Below are 17,729 nucleotides of genomic sequence, written 5' to 3' on the forward strand. Positions count from 1 at the left end.
TCCTACCGAAGCAATTTACGTGCCATCGCTAGAGTCGAAATAGTTTGAACTGGATCATCAAATCCCTACCAAGCGTAGGACAATTTGTCCTAAATGCCATCTTGATAGGGACATAAAAGGGCGACCGCTACCGAAGTCGGCGTCTAGATCACGCATTTACACACCAATTGCTTGCATAGGAACGATAATTGCTATGCTGAAGGCGCCCCAAAGCAACAAGATGAGATTCATGACAACGACTAAACACCCCACTCTGGTTAAGACACAGGCCGATGCGCCGCTCACCCTGGCAGTTAAGGCTGTCAACGAGCAGGGCGAACTGGTTGATAAATTTATCGCCTGCGAACGCCCCCTCACCCTCTATTTGAATTGGCGTCCCATAGTGACACTAATGACACTCGGTGCCCGTCCTGAAGCGCTTGCACTAGGCTATTTGAAAAACCAAGGCTTTATCAGCGATGTTAAGCAGCTAGAGTCTGTGATCGTCGATTGGGGGGTTAACTCGGCGGCGGTGATCACTAAAGAGTCAACCGAGCATCTCGATGAAAAACTGGCAGAAAAGACGGTGACTACAGGTTGCGGACAAGGCACAGTCTATGGCGGTTTTATGGATGGCGTCGATGATATTCGTCTGCCCACACCTAAGCTGAAACAGAGCATGCTCTACAGCCTACTCAACAATATCAGCGCCTACAACGAAACCTATAAGAATGCAGGCGCAGTCCACGGCTGTGGCCTCTGCGAAGGCGACCAAATCATCGGCTTCGTTGAAGATGTGGGACGCCACAATGCGGTAGACACCTTGGCCGGTGAGATGTGGCTTAAACAACAGGGCGGCGGCAACAAGCTGTTTTATACCACGGGACGTCTTACCTCCGAAATGGTGATCAAGGTGGCCAAAATGGGGATCCCGGTGCTACTTTCGCGCAGCGGCGCGACCCAGATGGGACTGGAGTTAGCCCAGAAGCTGGGGATCACCATGATAGCCCGGGCTAAGGGACGTCATTTCCTTATCTACCATGGGGCAGAAAATATCGAATTCGATGCGACGCCGCCGAAACGCAACCAAGGTTAACTGTAGAGGTGTAAAGAATTATCCATGACTGAGCCCAGCGAACTCGTCTACATGAGTGCAAAACAGGTGGCCGAATATCTCGATCTGAATGAGAAAAAGGTCTATTCCATGGCCAACGACCGCATTTTGCCCGCGACAAAAGTTACAGGTAAATGGTTATTTCCAAAGATATTGATAGACCGCTGGGTCATGGACTCTTGCCATAGCGGCATGCTGTCGGATCGCATGCACATCACCGGCAGTGACGATCCGCTGCTCTCTATGTTGGTAGCACGCCTCATGTCTAAGATCGGCAAGAGCGATTTGATCAGCTATAGCGCTACCGGCTCGCGCATGGGGCTGGATCTGCTGTCTCGCGGCTATGCCGATGTCTGCACTCTGCATTGGGGTAATGTCGAAGAGCGCAATATACGGCATCCGGCGCTACTCAAGGGCTATCCCAACCACCAGCAATGGGTCATGGTACACGGCTACACTCGCCAGCAAGGTCTGATGATGCGCAGTGACATGCACCACAGGTGTCAGGAAGAAGACAAGGTGATCTCACTTCCGTGGCGCTGGGTGGGCCGTCAAGCGGGCGCCGGCAGTCAGCAGCATCTGGAACATTGGCTTTTGAAACAAGGCGCTAGCATCACTCAGCTCAATCCCCAGATAACCGCTTACAGTGAGCGGGAACTGGCGGGCTTTATCGCCCGCAACGAAGCCGATATAGGTTTCGGTTGTCAGTCAGTCGCTCTGGAGAGTGGCCTGAGCTTCGTACCTCTGGTGACCGAATCATTCGACTTTGTCATGCCCCAGGGGATTTACTTCCGCCGCCAGTTACAGGCGCTGTTTGACCTGCTGGGTAGCCCTCAAGCTCGGCAATTGGCGGCGCAGCTGGGCGGCTATGATCTCAGTCAGTGTGGCCAGATGTTATGGACGGCGCACTAAAGCAAGGGATCTTTTTAGCTCTTTCACCTCACAAAGCTAAGGCGATGGGTTAGTATGTAAAGCATTGTTGGAGTAAACCCTTGCAGGCAAGCTGATGGAAGCAGAGTTAAACGAGATCCAAAACTTCTTAGTCCAGTATCCACCGTTTAACGCCTTGCCCGAAGAGGTGGTCAGCATGGTGAGTCATCATGTGGAGATCGCCTACTACCGCCAGGGCACACCCATCATTCACTTTGGCGACCAAATCCACGACCTCTACATGGTGCGCAGCGGCGTGGTAGAGGTGTATCGCCGTAAGGGTGAGTTGTATAACCGCCTGGACAGCGGCGACCTATTCGGTCAAATGGGACTGCTCACCAATAACAAGGTGCGCTTTCCGGTTACAGCCATCGAAGACACCTTGGTCTATTGCATCTCTGAGGAGATCTTCCAGCAGCTGTATGAGCAACACGATACCTTTGCCGACTTCGTCGAGGTAGAAGACAATGCCCGCCTGCGACAGGCGGTTTCAAACTCCAACGTTCAGAACGATTTAACTACCTCAAAGGTGAGTACTCTGCTCACCCGTGACGCCCCCTTCATCCATAAAGGCGAGAGCATTCAGCAGGCCGCCATCCTGATGGCACAAGAAAATGTCTCCTCCCTATTAGTCATAGATCCAGACTTACTGGACGACGAAGAATCCGATAGCTCCCCGCTGATGGGGATCATTACAGACAGAGATCTCTGTACCCGGGTGCTGGCAGAAGGGATAGATCCCTCCTCTGAGCTGGCTAACGTGGTCACCCCGGAGCTGATTACCCTTGACCATAACGCCTATGTCTATGAAGCCATGCTCACCATGCTGCGCTACAACGTGCACCATCTGCCGGTATTCAAGGGACGCGACCCCATTGGCATAATAGAAGCCACAGATATCGTCCGCTACGAGTCGCAAAACTCGCTGCTGCTGGTCAGCAGTATCTTTCAGCAACAAAGCCTGGAAGAGCTGGCAATCCTATCGACTCAAGTGAAAGACAGCTTTGTACGCCTGGTAAACGAAGACGCCAACTCACACATGGTCGGCAGCGCCATGTCTGTAATTGGCCGCAGTTTTAAACAGCGCATACTGGAAATGGCCGAAGAGAAATTGGGGCCACCTCCTATTCCCTACTGCTTTCTGGCACTCGGTTCCATGGGGCGGGACGAACAACTGATCGTCACAGATCAGGACAACGCCATCATACTGGATGATAGCTTCGATAAAGCAAAACACGATGAGTACTTTAGCCAGCTGGCCACCTTTGTCTGCGATGGGTTAGATCTCTGCGGCTACAGCTACTGCACTGGCGACATCATGGCGACTAATCCCATGTGGCGCATGACCCGCAAAGAATGGGAAGAGTGCTTCGCCGACTGGATAGATGACCCCAACCCTAAGGCGCTGCTTAACGCTTCAATCTTTTTCGATCTCGATGGTGTCTATGGCCGCCTAAAGTGGGCCGAACAACTCAACGGCTTTATCGTGCGCCGGGCGCGTAAGAATAACCGCTTTCTGGCCTGCCTGGCGCGTAATGCGCTGAATCGTACGCCGCCACTGGGCTTCTTTAAAGACTTTGTGATGGAGAAAGATGGCCGCCATAACAACTCCATCAATCTCAAACGCCGCGGCACGGCACCACTGGCCGATCTGATAAGGGTGCACGCCTTGGCGGTAGGCTCGCGATCGCGCAACTCTTTCGAGCGTTTGGACGACATTATCGATGCCAGCATATTACCCAAGGGCCGTGCCCAGGATCTGCGTGATGCCATGGAGTTTATCTCCATGGTACGTATTCGCCACCAAGCTTTTGATGTCGAGCAAGGCATAGAACCAGATAACAATATAGAACCTGAGCATCTGTCCGATTTTGAGCGCCGCAACCTCAAAGATGCGTTCCAGATCTTAAGTAACGCCCAGAATTTCCTGAAGTTCCGCTACAACGCTAGCAACCAATTTAAGTGAGTCCAGCATGCTGAAGAAGCTATTGTCGCCCCCAAGCATCGACTGGCTGGGCAAGTTTGAGCAGAAGCTTAAGACCACTCAACACAGTGGGCTGCTGCAGTACTATAGTACGCCATTGCCCGACCCACATACGCCGCTGTCTGAGATCGAGTTTCTTGCCATGGATTTTGAAACCACTGGCCTTAACCCCGACAAAGACGATATTGTCAGCATAGGCACTGTGCCTTTCACCTTAAGACGGATTTTTCTCAATCGCGCCCAACACTGGACCGTAAGACCTAGGGACAACCTGGCCGATGAGTCGGTGATCATCCATGGTATCACCCACAGCGACATTCTCGATGCACCGGATCTCTCCGCCATCTTCGAGCAGGTACTGCAGCAGATGGCGGGTAAGATAATGGTTGTGCATTGCCAAGCGATCGAACGGCAGTTTTTCGAACGTGCCCTGCAGCGGCGAATTCACCAAGGAATAGAGTTTCCGGTAATAGATACCATGGCGCTGGAATCGCGCATTCAGCAGCTAAACCATGGCGGTCTGTGGCGACGACTCAAGGGTGAGAAACCCGGTTCGGTAAGGCTCGGACTGAGCAGATTGCGTTATGGCTTACCCAGCTATCCTCCCCACCATGCCCTCACCGATGCCATTGCCAGCGCCGAACTGTTACAGGCACAGATCGCCCATCATTTCGATCCCAACCGTCCCATCAAAGACTTTTGGTGCTAGTTCTGATGTTAGTTCTGGCAATAAAAAAGGAGGCTCAATGGCCTCCTTTTTATAACGCTGAGTCGTGACTAGAAGCGCTCGGTTCGCATCCCCTTGAGCAGGCTGACACACATCAAGAGCAATATCACGGTAAAGGGCAGCGCAGTCGAGATAGCGCCGGCCTGAAGCGCCTGAATCGCCTCTGTGCCGCCAATCCATAGCAAGGCAATCGCAATCGCCCCTTCTAGTAAGGCCCAAAACACACGTTGCGGCACGGGCGCATCTATCTTACCACCCGCTGTAATGCTGTCGATCACCAAAGAACCCGAGTCCGATGAGGTGATAAAAAACACCAATACCAAGACCACGGCGACAATGGATAACAGTGTGCCGAACGGCAGCACATCAAACATCTGGAACATGGCCAAAGGCACATCGGTTAAGCCCTTGGTACCGAGCTCACCCACCTTGTTGACCACCTGATCGATCGCCATACCACCAAATACCGACATCCAAATCAGGGTGACAAAAGTCGGCACCAGCAGGACTGCGGTAATAAATTCACGTACGGTGCGCCCTTTAGATACTCGGGCAATAAACATACCAACGAAAGGAGACCAAGAGATCCACCAAGCCCAGTAGAAGACAGTCCAGCCTTGGAACCACGCCTCATCTGTACGCCCATGAGGATTACTCAGGGGAATGATATTTTCTACATAAGCCATCAGCGTCGTCGGAATCGTCCCCAAGGTTACTGCGTAACCTATCATGGCAACCATGATAAGCAGCACAAAGGCGACAATCATGTTGACATTACTGATCACCTTAACGCCACCATCTATGCCTCTGACCACAGAGACCACAGCCAGTAGGGTAACAGCCACAATCACAATGATCTGCAATCCGATACCGGCATCCAAACCGAACACATGGTGGATACCACTAGCGGCCTGCTGTGCCCCCAAGCCTAATGAGGTCGCCAGACCAAACAGGGTAGCCAGCACAGCCAAGATATCGACAATATGTCCCGCCCAGCCCCAAGCTCTATCCCCAAGTAATGGGTAAAAGATGGAACGAATAGAGAGCGGCATCCCCTTGTTATAGGCGAAAAAGGCCAATGACAGCGCGACGACACCATAGATGGCCCAAGGGTGTAGACCCCAGTGGAACATAGTGGCACCCAGAGCCATTTTTGCCGCCTCTGGTGTGTAGGCCTCAACCCCTAAGGGCGTTTCATACCAGCCGGTAAAGTAGGCTACTGGTTCGGCCACACTCCAGAACATCAGGCCGATTCCCATCCCTGCAGCAAACAGCATAGATAGCCAAGAGAGGAAGGAGTAGTCTGCCGTCGCCTCGTTTCCGCCTAATCGGATTTTACCGTAAGGAGAAACAATTAAGCCTAAGCAAAACAGTACAAAAACATTGCCCGACCAGATAAATAACCAGTCGAAGGAACCAATAATTTTCCACTTGATACCGTCCAGCACAGACTTGGCCGTCTCGGCATCAGTTATCAGGGTGGCCAGCAAAAAAGCGGCAATGAGACCTGCGCTGACCCCAAACACGGGGTTATGCACGTCAAAACCCCACTTCTGCACATTATCCTGGCCGATCGTATAGTCGGTACTTTCTATGCTGTATTTATCAATACCTTTCGTCATCGATTCTCTCCGTTAAAACCTCAAAGAATCACCACCAGGCAATCATTTAGATTTGACTAAAATGATTTGAACTCATAGCAATATGGTAGGAATAATCGCATCTATTGTAACGCCATAGACGCTTACGTCCAATAGTTCCCTATTTTTTAGCCAATTAATGACACAAAAAGGTGCTTAAACGTCTATTAACGTCACAGTCACTACCATGACCCATTGTTTGAGCACTAACAATAAGGCTTGCTTTTGCAATAGATAAACATGCAGTAAAGAGACAAGCCAGCAGCACACTGACACTCTCTTCTATCGACAAATCACTTGAAAGCCCGATTGCGCCACCGCTACTATCAAGGTCACTCACTTACGGCGATAAAAAGGACAAGGATGCAAAACACCATACTCATCACAGGCGTTGGTAAACGCATAGGTCTCTACCTGGCGCAGGCATTTATTGCTCGGGGAGACAAGGTGATTGGCACCTATCGTCGCCACTATCCCAGCATAGAGACTTTACGAACCCAGGGCGCCGACCTCTACCCTTGCGACTTTACTGACCAAATCCAAATTGATGAGCTGATAGCGACATTGCTGCAGCATTATCAAAGTGTAGATGCTGTGATCCATAATGCCTCACTCTGGCTAAGCGACGATGATCCTTTAGGTGCCGATAAAATTATTGAACAGATGATGCAGGTACATGTGTATGCCCCTTACCAACTCAATCAGGCATTAGCGCCGCTGTTGCAGCGACAAGATAAACTGACCGATATCATCCATCTGACCGACTATGTGGCACAAAAGGGCAGCAAGAAACATATCGCCTATGCAGCCAGTAAGGCGGCGCTGGAAAACATGACCCTTTCCTTCGCCGCTAAGCTGGCACCCAAGGTAAAGGTAAACGCTATTGCACCTGCACTGATCTGTTTCAACGAGCAAGATGACGCCGACTATCGTGAAAAAGCGTTGGCCAAGTCGGTATTGGCCCGAGAGGGCGGTGAATTAGAGATGTTACAGGCGATCGACTACCTGATGCAGAGTCAATATATTACCGGGCGCAGCTTGGCGCTGGATGGCGGCAGGCACCTCAAATAGCCTCTTTTAGTGACCACTGAAACAGCAGGGCAAACTCAGGCACAGATCAATCATTGAGGCACAAAAAAGCGAGGCTCATGCCTCGCTCTCTTTAATCACACCAAGCGTAAATCGACACTCACTCCCGACATACAGGGCAAGCAGTCTGCTTAGGAAGCTTCATTTCACGAAACTCCATGGTCATGGCATCTATCATCAAAATACGACCACTGAGGGTTTTCCCCATCTTGGTCAGTACCTTGATCGCCTCGACCGCCTGCAGACAGCCTATCATACCGACCACAGGTGCCAGGATACCGGACTCGACACAGGTCAGCTGCTGATCGCCAAATAACTTGCTGTAGCAATGGTAACAGGGGCTCTGCTCACCATAATCAAACACGGTTACCGTACCTTCCATACGAATAGCAGCGGCAGAGACCAGGGGGATCTTGTACTTAAAACAGGCCTGATTCAATTGCTCGCGCACCACGATATTGTCGGTGCAATCCATCACCAAATGATGCTCGGCTACCAGCGCCAGAATCTGCTCATCATCGAGTACGGCGTTGATAGTCTCAACCTTTAAATGAGGATTGAGCTGTAGCAGGGACTCTTTTGCCGATTCTACCTTAGGCTGACCTATGTTGGCGTCATGGTGCAAAACCTGACGCTGCAGATTGGACAGCTCCACGGTATCGAAGTCCACCAGAGTCATCTGACCCACCCCGGCAACCGCCAGATATTGTGTCGAGGCGCAGCCTAAACCACCGGCACCTATCACCAGCACCTTGGCTTGCTTAAGCCGCTCCTGCCCCTCGAAATCCATCGCCTTGATCGAGATATGACGGCTATAGCGTAATATCTCCTTGTCAGAGAGGATCTCCTCTTGTGTGTTAGGCTCCATTGCCATTCTCCCTACAGTGCCAGCACTGTGTTGAAGGGCTCAACCGTGACTAGGCTGCCCTCAGGGGTATCACCCTGTTCCTGGGCCAAAATAATGAAGCAATTCGCCAGACTCATAGAGGTGAGCATGCCAGAGCCTTGGCCGCCGGTAACACTTACCTCGACTTCGCCCTGGGCGTTTTGACTGAGCACACCGCGCTGGTATTCGACACGCCCTGGAAACTTACGCAGATTGCCCTTAAGTTTGGCCTGCAACTGCAACGGCTTCACCTGAGGCAAACCCTGCATCTTGTTCAGCAAAGGCCACACCAGCTTATAGAAGGTCACCATAGAGGAAACAGGATTACCCGGCAGACCACAGAATACCGCCTGGCCGAGACGGCCAAAGGCAAAGGGTTTACCAGGCTTGATGGCTAGCTTCCAAAAGGTGATCTCTCCCTCTTCGTCAAGGATCTGCTTAGTGTAATCGGCATCCCCGACGGAAACGCCACCCGAGGTGAGCACCATATCGGCATTGGCTGCGGCGTGACGAAAAGCCCCACGGATCGCCTCGGGATCATCTTCAATCACCCCAAGATCCATCCACTCCACATTGGCGCGGCTCAGTAACCCCTGAATACTGTAACGGTTTGAGTCATAGATCTGACCCGGTGCCAACTCGCTGCCCACTGGACGCAGCTCATCACCGGTCGAAAAGAAGGCAACCTTGACCTGACGAGTCACCCGAACTTGATTTGCCCCTATGGTCGCTAGCACCCCCATCTCGGCAGCGCCTATCTGAGTTCCGGCGCAGAGCACTTTAGCATGCCTCTTCACTTCTTCACCGCGAAGGCGCACATTGGCACCTAACACCTTGGGCGCCTCGATAACGATGTCGTCACCATCAACCTCTACCTTCTCCTGCATCTGCACTGTGTCATAACCCGGTGGCACTGGTGCACCCGTCATAATACGCACGCAGGTATTAGCCCTGGCCTCACCCTCAAAAGGATGCCCGGCAAAGGACTGACCTATCAAGGTGAAACGATTTCCCTGAGCTAGATCCTCGAAGCGGAAGGCATATCCGTCCATTGCCGAGTTATCGAAGGGAGGCAGATCTATGCTAGACGCTAAATCTTCTGCCAACACACGTCCCAAGGCGTGGGGCAGCTGCACCATTTCTGACTCTTCCAGCGGACGAACTTGTTCCAATAGCTTGATGATGGCTTCATCGGGATGCATTAGGCTGGGTTTTGCACAGGGATCGGCTTGCATAGACATAATGTACCTTAGCGTTAACTGTAGGATATGAGTAAAAGCGAATATTGCCGCTCATTATGCCACGCTCAGATCAGAAGACTATGATCTCAACGGCAGTTTTTGGCGGCAGCCAGCCCCTATTTAACCAAAAACAGCCACCAACTCCTACTGCCTCTATACGACTTATCCCTAAAGGCATAGATCAGCGCTAACCTATGCCGAAGTATTTGCCTTTAACCTTAACTTGTTGAGGAACATCTTTTATCCCATTCGGGAGGTATCTGGCTATACGGGGGTTATGACCTTTATTTCTCGACCCTAAAACCTAAAGACAAAATACTCATCCTTCCAATAGGATGGTCAATGCAACAGCACAACCAAGCAATATAGCACCGAGCCTCGAACGATAATTATTTGTATTTAAAAACATTAAGTTAAGTAAATATGGTTGCAATTCATCGGCGGCTTAAACACAATAGCCGGGCATAAAAAGATGACCACAACGAGGATGTAACTATGCTGGCACAAACGATGATAGATCAGTTGAACGCGCAAATTAATGTGGAGTTCTTCTCCTCTAATCTCTACCTGCAGATGAGCGCCTGGTGCGAAGACAAGGGCTTTGAGGGTGCCGCAAAATTTATGCGAGCGCACGCCGATGAGGAGATGCAGCACATGCATCGCCTGTTTACCTATGTAAGCGAAACGGGCGGCATGCCACTACTGGGCGCCATTGAGGCTCCTGAGTCACAGTTCGACTCACTGCTGGCACTATTTGAATACACCTATGAGCACGAGCAGATGATCACCAGCAAGATCAACGCCCTGGCTCACACCGCCTTTACCAATCAGGACTACTCGACCTTTAACTTCCTGCAATGGTATGTGTCTGAGCAGCATGAAGAGGAGAAGCTGTTTAAATCTATCGTCGATAAGATCCGTCTGGTTGGCGAAGATGGTAAGGCGCTCTTCTTTGTCGATAAAGATCTGGCGCAGATGGCGCAGCAAGAGTCTGGCAGTGTGATGACAGCAGGCGAATAAGCCGTCAGCGGGGTCAACAGGCCCCGCGTTCTGCCGTTTAGGACTGAAGCACAGGGCTGGTTTTTACCATGCCGCGTAATATGGGTTCTATCTCCTCCAGCGGCATTGCCTTTGAAATCAAATAACCCTGAACGAAATCACAACCCAACCCCTGCAGAAAACTACGTTGAGATTCGGTCTCTACTCCTTCCGCCACCAGGCGCATATCCAAGCTCTGCCCCATGTTGATGATCGCCTTGATCAGGTTGGCATCCGCCCTATCCTCCATCATGTTGTAAACGAAACTCTTATCTATCTTAATCACAGAGATGGGGAACTGCTTGAGGTAGCTGAGGGAAGAGTAGCCCGTACCAAAATCGTCCAGATAGATCTCGACCCCAAGATGACGAATGGCCGTTAAAGCTTTAAGGGACAGTTCGGTATCGGCCATCAGGATAGATTCGGTGATCTCTATGTGTACATATTGAGGGGCCACATCATACTTCTGCAGCAAGCCGTTGAGCATACAGGCAAAATGATTTGGGTCGCCATGGTTGAGCTGACGACTAGAAACGTTGATGGCCATGTCGATCATCAGTCCCTGGCTATGCCAATGACTCAGATCCCGCAGCGCCTGCTGGATAACCCACTCGCCTATGGGTTCGATTAACCCTGTTTCTTCGGCAATGGGGATAAATTCATCGGGCGACACGAGTCCCTTCTTGGGGTGATGCCAACGCAGCAGCGCCTCAACGGCTACACACTCACCACTACTGGTCTCGACAATCGGCTGATAATGCAAGCAAAACTCATGTTGTAGGACGGCGCTGCGTAACGACTGTTCCAGCGTAATACGTGCTAACATATTGCTGTTCATGTCGGCAGAGAAATAGCCGAAACAGTTACGGCCATCCTGTTTAGCCTGATACATGGCGGTCTCGGCGTTGCGCGTTAACACCTCCACACTGCTGCCATTACCGGGATAACAGCCGATGCCGACACTGGCGGAGATCAACAGTTCGTTGCGATTGATACCGAAGGGCGATGACAGATGCTTCAAGATCTGCTTTGCACGCTGCTCTATCTCCCCTTGATGTTGAGTATGCCCCATCACCACCACAAATTCGTCACCACTGAGACGCGCCACGAAATCGTGTTGCTCAAGCAATGACTCAAGCCTGGCTGCGGCAACCTGCAGAAGCTCATCACCCACCGCATGGCCATAGATATCGTTAATGTATTTGAACCTGTCCAGATCGATAAATAGCACGGCCACGGCGCAGCAACGCTGCTCGGCGAGTTGTAACATCTGCGACAACTTGGCGTTATAGAGCTGACGATTGGGCAAGTTGGTCAGGGCATCATAGTTAGACTTGTACCAGATATCCTGCTCATATTTCTTGCGATTACTGATATCCAGGAATAGACCTATGTGTTGCACCACACGCCCCTTTTCATCCTTTACTACCGTAATGGCGAGGTATTCGGGATAGATCTGGCCATTCTTTCGCTTGTTCCAGATCTCCCCCTGCCACTTACCATACTGCTTAAGTGACTGCCACATCTGCTCGTAAAAGTGGCGGGGCTGCTGATGAGAGTTGAGAATCGCCGGACTACGCCCCTTGACTTCCTCCAGGCTATATCCCGTGATCTGAGTAAAGGCAGGGTTAACCGCCTCGATAAGATTATCCCTGTCAGTAACCACTATTCCTTCGGTGCAATACTCAAACACCGCCGAGGCCAAGGAGAGTTCGCGATTGGCCTTCTGACGCTCGCTCAACATAGCGTTTAACGCCATCGACATCTTGGCCACCTCATCATTGCCATCCACGGGCACAGAGAGTTGCAGTTGGGTATCCTGCGCCATACGCTGCATCAAAGAGGCGACCGTACCGATACGGGTCACCAGATTATTTACAATAAGTCGTCCCAAGATCACCAAAAACAGAAAATTACACAGGGCCGCCACTATGCCTAACAGCAAGAGTGACTCAGCCTCACGCCCCTGACGTTCAGCGACTCGGGCGATATTGCTACTCAAAGTTAAACTGGCTTGATTCATCTGCCCCAAGGCATCGCTGGATAATGCCCACCAAGATTCACTACTGACGATAGGTGCTTGATGTTGCAGCTGCGCCAGCGCAGCTAACATAGCTTGATCTTCTGTGCCGGAGCGGCGCTGTTCAGGCAGTGGACCAGCATTACCCGCCCGCTTGTGTGCCCGCTCGGCATCGACCGACTGACGATACTGCTCCACCGTACTGGCAATGGTTTGCAGGGCCTGACGCTGATGCAAGGTGAGGTAAGGCAAGGTTTGAGCCTGTTGCAATAGCGCCTGAATCGCTAGGCTATCTTCGGCAAACAGCAGCAGGTGAGCCTCTTCACCCGAGAGCAAGAAATCCTGATAGTGATCGATCAATCCACCAAAGCCGAGTCGATTCCTAAGTTGGTTCGCCATGGAGATCAGACTTACCTGTCCTCTCACTCGCTCCTTAATCTCATTCAGCTCCTGAAGCGCTTCGTTATCTAGGGTCTCCTCGACTAAGGCGCGGTCGGCGGCAGAGGTGGTCGACAACATCTCATGAAAGGCATCAAGCAGATCATTTTTCATCGCGTACTGAGAAAGATAGGCTTGAGGATCCAGGCTGTCGGCAGACAAGAGGCGATTCATCAGGTCACGATCTTTTCCCACCAGCTCCTGCAACTTCAACATATGGATTAGATCGTTATAGGCCTTAGCCAGTTGAATATTTTGCACCTGAGATTGTATCTGAGAGATGAGCACCAAGAGGTGTTGGGTAAACTCGCTGTAATAGTTAAAGCTTACGCCCTCATTGCCCCTGTCGATATCCTGGCGAATCGTCTTTAGCCGGTCGGCTAAGGCATGAATGGTTGCGACACTCTGCTGCAAATTAACGCTGGGCCGGTCAACATCATTGAGGGAGCGATTTAAGGCGGCAATGTCGGGCGCATCTAACAGCTCATGCAACAGCTTGTCTGCTTGGCTTCGCTGAGCTAAAAGACGCTGCTGAAACTGAGCCCCCTGACTGGCGACTATGCCCGCAGACAAGCCACGTTCATTTTGCAGAGCAAAGATCAATTTCTGGCTCTGCTCGGTGATCACAACACCAAGGGCGTTACGCTGTGCCGTCTGCTGGCGTTCAACAAGATCGAACATACGCAAGCTGCCGAAGATCAACAGCAGCAACATAGGGATAGTCGCCAACAAAATTAACTTCTGGCTCAGACTATACCGATTCAGCATAGATGACATCTAAAGCGCTCCTTGCTCGATAACCACAAAAGCAGACGCTACGAAAAATAGGGTCTGAGAGTAGTAACATAGCCGAACGTTGGCGTCATACCTATTTCACCAAAGTCTAATCTAGGTCACGAAAATAGAAGCGCAGGGATACAGTGTTTACTAAGTTGTTATTTTTAATTGGCATTTAGGGAAGCGAATAAGAGTACGGCTACAAATACCAACAAACAAGAGACATGCTTATCCCTGATTGTCGATGAATTGAACAGGGGTTTTAGCTTATATTGATAAACAAAGAGCCAAATATTGGCTCTTTGTTTATTTTAATTTAACTCGCTTTTAATTAACTCACTTTCTCAAGCAAAGACTTACGATAGCAGACGATATCTTCTATGGTCAGTACCGGCATCTGATGCTGCTGGCCGAAGGCGATGATCTCAGGCAGTCGCGCCATGGTGCCGTCGACATTGGTGACCTCACAAAGCACACCAGCAGGCTTAAGGCCGGCCAGCTTCATCAGATCTATGGTGCCCTCTGTATGCCCGCGGCGGGTCAATACACCACCCGGCTGTGCCCTTAGTGGGTAAACATGGCCAGGACGTGCAAGGTCGCTTGGCTTGGCGTCATCGGCTATCGCGGCCTTGATGGTAGTAACGCGATCGGCGGCAGAAACCCCGGTTGTCACCCCAACCTTTGCCTCGATGCTCACAGTAAAGGCGGTGCCATACTGACTGGAGTTATCTTGAACCATAGGTGGCAGGTCCAGCTGTTTTACCCGTTCGTCGGTCAGACAGAGACAAACAATGCCGCTGCATTCACGGATAAGCAGGGCCATCTGCTGATTAGTAAGATGCTCGGCGCTATAGATAAGGTCGCCTTCATTTTCGCGATCTTCATCATCGACCACCAATACACCTTGGCCGGCACGCAGCGCCGTTAAGGCAGCTTCGACACGGGTAATGGCATCACCAAAAGGAGAAAGTAGAGACTGATTCATGGTTAAATCCTTAGTAAGACTAATAAAATGGTTTTTTCCAGAATCAGGGCATGCAGAAAATGGCTTCGCTAGGATGAGACTCCCAGACTCGCCGAATAAGAGGTGTACAGACGCAAGCATCACCCAGGCATTCGCCAGGCTGCTCACGGTCACGCTATCTTATATTCTCTTTCATCCGGACTTAGTGCACCTAGGTGCTCATTACCGTCGGCTCTGGAATAAGTGGCTAGTCGCGCACGTCACCAGATCTGCTGACCCTATCCCGCAGGATAGGCGCTCGCGGGCTTACATCGCATAAGATGATCACCGCCGGTGGGGAGTCTCACCCCGCCCTGAGAACTTACTTTCCATCGCAGGAAAGCGCCGCTATGGTGCGCCTAAATCCACCAAAGTACAAGTCCAAGGGGTGACAAGTGTAAGGCAGATCACCTAAGCTCATGCTTCAAGCTCAGCTCTCTTTTTGCTAATACAAGGTCAGCCCAATGCCAGGGATAAATCCCCCCATCGCTCACAAACACCCCCATCGACTCAAGCATCATGGCGGTGAGCGTATTGATAACTACTTTTGGCTCAGAGACGATACTCGCCAGTCTCCCCAGGTATTGGCACATCTTGAAGCGGAAAACCGCTACCATGAAGCCTGTTTTGCTCCCTTTAAGCCTTTGCAGCAACAGCTGTTTGACGAGTTGATCAACCGTCTAGACAGGGATGAGTCGAGCGTACCCTATCGCTGGCACAGCCATTGGTATTACAAGCGTTATCAAGGCGAGGGGGAATACCCGCTATTTGCCCGAAAACCTGTACAGGAGGGCGATGAACAGCTGCTACTGGATGCCAATCTTAGAGCGGAAGGCCAGGAATTTTATAGCCTGGGAGCTCTTAGTGTCAGCCCCAACGAGTCCTTGCTCGCAATCAGTGAAGATACCCTGAGTCGGCGCATCTACACCATCAGCATTAAACGCCTGGACACCGATGAATGGCTCAATGACACGCTAACAGATACCGATGGCGAAATAGTGTGGGCCAACGATAACCGGCACCTGTTTTATATCGCCAAAGATCCGCAAACCCTATTAGGTAATCGTGTCTATTGCCACCGTTTGGGTGAGCCACAATCGAGCGACCGTCTGGTCTATGAGGAAAGCGACGACAGCTTCTATTTGTCGATTTCAAAAAGCCTGGATGAGTCGCGTATCTTGCTGACTCACGAAAGCACAACCACCAGCCAGGTCTCGGTGCTCAATGCCGATCTGAGTGATGGGAAATTTGAGCCTCTACTGGCGCGTGAGACAGGGCACGAATACTCGGTGGCCAAGCGCGGCGATGAATATTACATACTCACCAATTGGCAGGCGGTCAACTTCCGTCTGATGAAAGCCAAGGAAAGTGAGATCGGCGATAAAAACCGTTGGCAGGAGGTGATCGCGGCCGATGACGCTCGCCGCCTGGAAGATCTTTTAGTACTGAGAGACTATCTGGTGGTGCAGTATCGCCATCAGGGACTGAGTCAAATACGCATCTTGCCCCTCAACGGCCAACCTGAGTATGAGCTTGCCTTCGACGACGCCGCCTATGTGGTAGGGCTAGACGTCAACCCCAGCCAGGATAGCCATTATCTGCGGATCTACTACGCCAGCCTCTCGACACCCGAGTCCATCTACCAACTAGATCTTACCCAGACAACGGCCAGACAATTGTTGAAGCAGGAGAAGGTTCTCGGTGGTTTCGACAGTCAAGACTATCAGACAGAACGACTCTTCATCGATGCCAGAGACGGCGCCAAGGTGCCAGTGACCTTAGTGTATCGCAAAGACACCTTCCGCCAAGATGGCAGCAACCCCTTGTATCAATATGGTTATGGCGCCTACGGTTACACTATAGAACCCGATTTCGACAGCGCCATTGTCAGTCTGCTGGATCGAGGCGTCGTCTATGCTATCGCCCATGTGCGTGGCGGTGAGATGCTGGGACGCCCCTGGTATGAGGCGGGCAAACTCATGCACAAACAGAACAGTTTCAACGACTTTATCGATGTCACCCAAGCCTTAGTTGAACAGGGCTATTGCGCCAAAGATAAAGTGGTCGCCAGCGGTGGCAGCGCCGGTGGACTGCTAATGGGAGCCGTGATCAATCAGGCTCCACAGCACTATTTTGCTGTCGGGGCCCATGTACCCTTTGTCGATGTCGTCACCACCATGTTAGATGAATCGCTGCCACTAACCACCAATGAATACGATGAGTGGGGGAATCCTAACGAGGCCGAGGCCTACCACACTATGCTGAGCTATTCGCCTTACGATAACGTCAGTCGGCAGGCCTACCCTCACCTGCTGGTGACCACAGGGTTACATGACTCTCAAGTGCAATATTTCGAGCCCGCCAAATGGGTCGCGAAGCTTAGAGAATATAAGACTGACGATCATCTACTCTTATTTCATATCAATATGGAGGCGGGTCATGGCGGCAAAAGCGGCCGCTACCGTCACTATGAAGACACGGCCGAAGAGTATGCCTTTTTCCTCGGCCTGCTGGGGTTGGCGTAATATGACCCAGACAGCTGCTGCGCTGTGGAGTCTTTATATGATCCGCTGCGCCAAGGGACAACTCTATACCGGCATCACCACAGATATAGACCGCCGTTTCAAGGAGCATAGCGACAACGGCCCCAAGACCGCCAAGTTTCTGCGGGGCAAGGGGCCCCTGGCCTTAGTCTACCGTGAACAGGTGGGTAGCCACTCGGCGGCACTAAAGCGTGAAATAGCCGTGAAAAGGCTCACAAAAACACAAAAACTCGCGCTCATACAATTTGATGCAAATACCGAAAAGCCATGACATCTATGTGGATAAAAAACTAAAAATCATAGATTAAGGGTGAAACAAA

At 51.3% G+C, this 17,729-nt stretch carries 12 protein-coding genes, 1 pseudogene and 1 riboswitch; of the genes and pseudogenes, 8 read left to right on the forward strand and 5 right to left on the reverse strand.

From position 1 onward, the window contains the following. Positions 1-229 precede the first annotated feature (229 nt). The 4 genes from NY07_RS08410 to NY07_RS08425 all read left to right on the forward strand — a co-directional run bounded on the left by NY07_RS08410 (position 230) and on the right by NY07_RS08425 (position 4,716). Positions 230-1,075, forward strand: a complete 846-nt coding sequence (locus tag NY07_RS08410; protein ID WP_088905832.1) for a formate dehydrogenase accessory sulfurtransferase FdhD — start codon at positions 230-232, stop codon at positions 1,073-1,075. Positions 1,076-1,099: 24 nt separating this feature from the next. Then, a complete protein-coding gene (locus NY07_RS08415; protein ID WP_033538902.1) occupies positions 1,100-2,005 on the forward strand; it encodes a helix-turn-helix transcriptional regulator in 906 nt (301 codons plus the stop codon). 94 nt (positions 2,006-2,099) lie between these two features. After that, positions 2,100-3,989, forward strand: coding sequence for a putative nucleotidyltransferase substrate binding domain-containing protein (locus NY07_RS08420; protein ID WP_033538903.1), 1,890 nt, complete (start codon positions 2,100-2,102; stop codon positions 3,987-3,989). Positions 3,990-3,996: 7 nt separating this feature from the next. Continuing rightward, positions 3,997-4,716, forward strand: a complete 720-nt coding sequence (locus tag NY07_RS08425; RefSeq protein ID WP_033538904.1) for a 3'-5' exonuclease — start codon at positions 3,997-3,999, stop codon at positions 4,714-4,716. Between the two features lie 68 nt (positions 4,717-4,784). On the opposite strand, the gene NY07_RS08430 is transcribed toward NY07_RS08425, so the two are convergent. After that, the gene (locus NY07_RS08430) at positions 4,785-6,356 is read right to left on the reverse strand and encodes a BCCT family transporter (protein WP_033538905.1); all 1,572 of its coding nucleotides are present in this window, start codon (positions 6,354-6,356) and stop codon (positions 4,785-4,787) included. Between the two features lie 381 nt (positions 6,357-6,737). Between NY07_RS08430 and folM the strand changes: the two genes are divergently transcribed. Then, positions 6,738-7,445 carry a dihydromonapterin reductase gene (gene folM / locus NY07_RS08435; protein WP_033538906.1) on the forward strand — a complete coding sequence of 236 codons (708 nt, stop codon included), beginning with the start codon at positions 6,738-6,740 and terminating at the stop codon, positions 7,443-7,445. A gap of 118 nt (positions 7,446-7,563) precedes the next feature. Here the strand turns inward: folM and moeB are convergent, their stop codons facing one another. Both moeB and moeA read right to left on the reverse strand, forming a co-directional pair. Further along, positions 7,564-8,331: a molybdopterin-synthase adenylyltransferase MoeB gene (moeB, locus tag NY07_RS08440; protein ID WP_373681763.1), complete on the reverse strand. Its 768-nt coding sequence runs from the start codon at positions 8,329-8,331 to the stop codon at positions 7,564-7,566. A gap of 11 nt (positions 8,332-8,342) precedes the next feature. Further along, positions 8,343-9,590, reverse strand: a complete 1,248-nt coding sequence (gene moeA / locus NY07_RS08445; protein ID WP_033538908.1) for a molybdopterin molybdotransferase MoeA — start codon at positions 9,588-9,590, stop codon at positions 8,343-8,345. 495 nt (positions 9,591-10,085) lie between these two features. On the opposite strand from moeA, the gene ftnA reads away from it, so the two are divergent. Continuing rightward, positions 10,086-10,610, forward strand: coding sequence for a non-heme ferritin (ftnA, locus tag NY07_RS08450; RefSeq protein WP_033538909.1), 525 nt, complete (start codon positions 10,086-10,088; stop codon positions 10,608-10,610). Positions 10,611-10,647: 37 nt separating this feature from the next. Here the strand turns inward: ftnA and NY07_RS08455 are convergent, their stop codons facing one another. Together NY07_RS08455 and ribB are read right to left on the reverse strand one after the other, a co-directional pair. After that, the gene (locus tag NY07_RS08455; RefSeq protein WP_033538910.1) at positions 10,648-13,863 is read right to left on the reverse strand and encodes an EAL domain-containing protein; all 3,216 of its coding nucleotides are present in this window, start codon (positions 13,861-13,863) and stop codon (positions 10,648-10,650) included. Between the two features lie 331 nt (positions 13,864-14,194). Next, on the reverse strand, positions 14,195-14,848 hold the full coding sequence (gene ribB / locus NY07_RS08460) for a 3,4-dihydroxy-2-butanone-4-phosphate synthase (RefSeq protein WP_033538911.1): 654 nt from the start codon (positions 14,846-14,848) through the stop codon (positions 14,195-14,197). Between the two features lie 159 nt (positions 14,849-15,007). Then, positions 15,008-15,192, reverse strand: a riboswitch (FMN riboswitch). 138 nt (positions 15,193-15,330) lie between these two features. Between ribB and NY07_RS08470 the strand changes: the two genes are divergently transcribed. Further along, a complete protein-coding gene (locus NY07_RS08470) occupies positions 15,331-17,391 on the forward strand; it encodes a S9 family peptidase (protein WP_033538913.1) in 2,061 nt (686 codons plus the stop codon). Positions 17,392-17,410: 19 nt separating this feature from the next. Beyond that, positions 17,411-17,680, forward strand: a pseudogene (locus NY07_RS08475) (GIY-YIG nuclease family protein); the annotation flags it as partial. Between the last annotated feature and the right edge of the window lie 49 nt (positions 17,681-17,729).

Origin of the sequence: Shewanella sp. ECSMB14101 (genome assembly GCF_000773485.1) — a bacterium.
Lineage (GTDB): Bacteria > Pseudomonadota > Gammaproteobacteria > Enterobacterales > Shewanellaceae > Shewanella > Shewanella marisflavi.

Bases quoted from the DNA above. Each gene is read 5' to 3' on its own strand.
- NY07_RS08430 (WP_033538905.1), bottom strand. From the start codon at position 6,356: ATGACGAAAGGTATTGATAAATACAGCATAGAAAGTACCGACTATACG.
- NY07_RS08425 (WP_033538904.1), top strand. From the start codon at position 3,997: ATGCTGAAGAAGCTATTGTCGCCCCCAAGCATCGACTGGCTGGGCAAG.
- NY07_RS08415 (WP_033538902.1), top strand. From the start codon at position 1,100: ATGACTGAGCCCAGCGAACTCGTCTACATGAGTGCAAAACAGGTGGCC.
- moeB (WP_373681763.1), bottom strand. From the start codon at position 8,331: ATGGAGCCTAACACACAAGAGGAGATCCTCTCTGACAAGGAGATATTA.
- NY07_RS08420 (WP_033538903.1), top strand. From the start codon at position 2,100: ATGGAAGCAGAGTTAAACGAGATCCAAAACTTCTTAGTCCAGTATCCA.
- ftnA (WP_033538909.1), top strand. From the start codon at position 10,086: ATGCTGGCACAAACGATGATAGATCAGTTGAACGCGCAAATTAATGTG.
- NY07_RS08470 (WP_033538913.1), top strand. From the start codon at position 15,331: ATGCCAGGGATAAATCCCCCCATCGCTCACAAACACCCCCATCGACTC.
- moeA (WP_033538908.1), bottom strand. From the start codon at position 9,590: ATGTCTATGCAAGCCGATCCCTGTGCAAAACCCAGCCTAATGCATCCC.
- NY07_RS08410 (WP_088905832.1), top strand. From the start codon at position 230: ATGACAACGACTAAACACCCCACTCTGGTTAAGACACAGGCCGATGCG.
- ribB (WP_033538911.1), bottom strand. From the start codon at position 14,848: ATGAATCAGTCTCTACTTTCTCCTTTTGGTGATGCCATTACCCGTGTC.
- NY07_RS08455 (WP_033538910.1), bottom strand. From the start codon at position 13,863: ATGTCATCTATGCTGAATCGGTATAGTCTGAGCCAGAAGTTAATTTTG.
- folM (WP_033538906.1), top strand. From the start codon at position 6,738: ATGCAAAACACCATACTCATCACAGGCGTTGGTAAACGCATAGGTCTC.